Raw genomic sequence first — 3,844 nt, forward strand, 5'->3', positions numbered from 1 at the left:
CAGCCCCCGCCCCACGGGACGGCTGCCCCACGACCACTGGCCGCAGGCGGCCGGGCGTTCACGCCAGGGACGTGACCCTCGGCCCGCAGGTCACCGCTCACCCCCAGTGACGCGGGCGGCTGGGTGGGACCCGCCTACGGGAGGGGGCCGGGGCCGGAGGAGGGGGGTGTCCGGACGTAAAGCGAAGGAGCTCATGCGACAAGCAGTCCGGACACCCCCCTCCGCAGGACCCGGACACCGGCACACGCACAACGCGGCGCAGCCAAAACCCGCAACCCCCGCCGGACGGCGACCCGTCAACCCTCCGCGATCACCACCGCCGACGCCACCCCCGCGTCATGGCTCAGCGACACGTGCCACCCCCGTACCCCCAGCTCCGCCGCGCGCGCCGCCACCGTTCCGCGTACGCGCAGGCGTGGCTGGCCGGACGGTTCGACGTAGACCTCCACGTCCGTCCAGCTCAGGCCGCCCGGCGCGCCCAGCGCCTTCGCCGTCGCCTCCTTCGCCGCGAAGCGCGCCGCCAGCGACGCCACCCCGCGGCGGTCGCCGCCCGGCAGCAGCAGTTCCTCGTCGCGGAACAGCCGCGCCGCGAGCTGCGGCGTGCGCCGCAGGGACGCGCCGAACCGTTCGATCTCCGCCACGTCGATCCCCACCCCGATGATCAAGCCGGACTCCTCACTCCACCGTCACGGACTTCGCCAAGTTACGAGGCTGATCCACCTCGTTGCCGCGCGCCGTCGCCAGCTCGCAGGCGAACACCTGGAGGGGCACCGTCGCGACCAGCGGCTGGAGCAGCGTAGGCGTCGCGGGGATCCGGATCAGGTGGTCGGCGTACGGGACCACCGCCTCGTCGCCCTCCTCCGCGATCACGATCGTCCGCGCACCCCGCGCCCTGATCTCCTGGATGTTCGACACGATCTTGTCGTGCAGCACGGACCGGCCGCGCGGCGACGGTACGACCACGACGACCGGTACGTCGTCCTCGATCAGGGCGATCGGTCCGTGCTTCAGCTCGCCGGCGGCGAACCCCTCGGCGTGCATGTACGCCAGTTCCTTCAGCTTGAGCGCGCCTTCGAGGGCCACCGGGTAGCCCACGTGGCGGCCCAGGAACAGCACCGTCCGCTTGTCCTTGAGCGAGCGCGCCAGCTCCCGTACCGGCTCCATCGTCTCCAGCACCCGCTCGACCTCGCAGGAGATCCGCGACAGGTCCTTGATGACGGCGCGGATCTCGTCGCCCCACTTCGTGCCGCGCAGCTGGCCCAGGTAGAGCGCCACCAGGTAGCAGGCCACGAGCTGGGTCAGGAACGCCTTCGTGGAGGCGACGGCGACCTCGGGGCCGGCGTGTGTGTAGAGGACGGCGTCGGACTCGCGCGGGATCGTCGAGCCGTTGGTGTTGCAGATGGCCAGCACCTTCGCGCCCTGCTCGCGCGCGTGCCGCAGCGCCATCAGCGTGTCCATGGTCTCGCCGGACTGCGAGATGGCGATGACCAGGGTGCGCGGGTCGAGGATCGGGTCGCGGTAGCGGAACTCGCTGGCCAGCTCCACCTCGCACGGCATCCGGGTCCAGTGCTCGATGGCGTACTTCGCGATGAGCCCGGCGTGGAACGCCGTTCCGCACGCGACGATCACGACCTTGTTGACCGCGCGCAGCACGGACGCCGGCATCCGCACCTCGTCCAGGTGCAGCGAGCCCTCGCCGTCGATCCGTCCGAGCAGGGTGTCGGCGACGGCCTTGGGCTGCTCGGCGATCTCCTTGAGCATGAAGTAGTCGTAGCCGCCCTTCTCGGCGGCGGAGGCGTCCCAGTCGATGTGGTACGAGCGGACGTCGGCGGGTGCGCCGTCGAAGTCCGTCACCGTCACGCCGTCCCTGCGCACCTCGACGACCTGGTCCTGGCCCAGCTCGATGGCTGAGCGGGTGTACGCGATGAACGCGGCGACGTCCGAGGCCAGGAACGTCTCGCCCTCCCCGACGCCGACGACCAGGGGGGAGTTGCGGCGGGCTCCGACCACCACGTCCGGCGCGTCCGCGTGGACGGCGACGAGTGTGAAGGCGCCGTCGAGCTGACGGCAGACCAGACGCATCGACTCGGCGAGGTCGCCGCAGGAGGAGAAGGCCTCGGCGAGCAGATGCGCGACGACCTCGGTGTCGGTCTCGGAGGCGAGGTCGTGGCCGCGGTCGGTCAGCTCGGCGCGCAGCGCGGCGAAGTTCTCGATGATGCCGTTGTGCACGACGGCGACCCGGCCCGCGTTGTCCAGGTGCGGGTGTGCGTTGGCGTCGGTGGGGCCGCCGTGGGTGGCCCACCTGGTGTGTCCGATCCCGGTGGCGCCGCTCGGCAGCGGCGCTTCCACCAGTGCTTTCTCCAGATTGACGAGCTTTCCGGCCTTCTTGGCGGCCGCGAGCCCCCCGTCGGCGAGCACGGCGACCCCCGCCGAGTCGTACCCCCGGTACTCAAGCCGCTTGAGGCCTGCGACGACCACATCAAGCGCCGACTGTCCGCCGACGTAACCCACGATTCCGCACATGTCGGCAGCCTACGGTGAGGGTCCCCACGCCTCTCGTGACCGACGCTCCCGAGCGGCCGAGTCGGCGAACCGGTCGCCGGAACGTCTGGTGTCAACCACCCCCGACCGCATTCAATGGCCCGGTGACGCTCCGCACGTTGATCACCCTGCCCCGGATGCTCCGGCACGGCTCCGCCGTCGGCGCCGACCTGCCGCCCGACACCGCCGTGGTCCTGGACCCGCCCGCCCCCGAGCTGCGGGGCGCCCTGATCGCGGCAGCCGCCGGTGACCACCGTCCCGCGCGTGACCTGCTGGCGGCGACCCGGCTCGGCGGCGAGTGGGAGCGGCGCGGCAGTTGGGTGCCCCGGCTCGCGGCGAGCGCGCTGCACAGCCCCGGGTGGCTGGACGACTGGCTGGCGGCGGAGCCGGAGAATCCGGACGCCGCGCTGGTCAAGGCCGATCTGTGCGTGAAGCAGGCGTGGGAGATACGGACGGCGGCCCGCGCCAAGGATGTGGCCCAGGACCAGTTCCAGGCGTTCTTCGCGCTGCTCGACGACGCCGTACCGGTCATCGGCGCGGCCGCCGAGCTGAACCCGACGGACCCGGTGCCGTGGCAGCTCGCGCTCACCCACGCGACGGGCAGTCAGGCGCCGCGTGAGGTCTTCGACGCGTACTGGGCCGAGGCGGTGGAGCGGGCCCCGCACCACTACGGCTGTCACGCGGCGGCGCTGCAGTACCTGTGCGACAAGTGGCACGGCTCGCACGAGGAGATGTTCGACTTCGCCGAGCGCGCGGCGCGCGGCGCGCTGCCCGGGTCGCAGCTGCACGCGCTGCCGCTGCTGGCCGCCGTCGAGTACGACGTGGTGGCGAACGCGAACGTCACGTCGGGCGACCAGCGGATCCCCCGGGCCCGGATCGAGGCCGCGATCGAGCGGGCCCTGAAGCTGTCCGCCGGATATCCGCCGGGCGATCCGGAGGCGGCGGGCGTACGGAACCAGCTGGCGCTGATGCTGATCCTGGCCGGGCGGCACGAGGAGTCGCTGGAGCAGTTCCGGGCGCTCGGCGTGCACGCGACGGAGCTGCCGTGGGCGTACTTCGGCGACGCCCGCAGGGAGTTCCTGGACTTCCGTACGGGCGTACGGATGCACGTGGCGGCCCGGATCCCGTTCTTCTCCGCGCCGAAGCCCGCCCCGCGGACGCGGAGCGCCGACCACACGCCGCGCTCGCTCGCCCTGGTCAAGGCGCCGCCGCACAAGGTCGCCGAGGCCGCGCTGATCTGTGGCGTGCCGCTGCGGATCGCACCGGCGGCCGAGGGGATCTCGTACGTGGAGGTGGCGGCGGT

General features: G+C 72.4%; 2 protein-coding genes and 1 pseudogene. 1 reads left to right on the forward strand and 2 read right to left on the reverse strand.

The window, feature by feature from the left end:
- Positions 1-296 precede the first annotated feature (296 nt).
- Positions 297-665, reverse strand: a complete 369-nt coding sequence (locus HY68_RS06800) for a holo-ACP synthase (protein ID WP_041985621.1) — start codon at positions 663-665, stop codon at positions 297-299.
- Between the two features lie 10 nt (positions 666-675).
- Positions 676-2,523, reverse strand: coding sequence for a glutamine--fructose-6-phosphate transaminase (isomerizing) (gene glmS, locus HY68_RS06805; RefSeq protein ID WP_041985626.1), 1,848 nt, complete (start codon positions 2,521-2,523; stop codon positions 676-678).
- 122 nt (positions 2,524-2,645) lie between these two features.
- Between glmS and HY68_RS43540 the strand changes: the two are divergent.
- Positions 2,646-3,844 (forward strand): annotated as a pseudogene (locus HY68_RS43540) (hypothetical protein); the annotation flags it as partial.

It is taken from the genome of Streptomyces sp. AcH 505 (assembly GCF_000818175.1).
Lineage (GTDB): Bacteria > Actinomycetota > Actinomycetes > Streptomycetales > Streptomycetaceae > Streptomyces.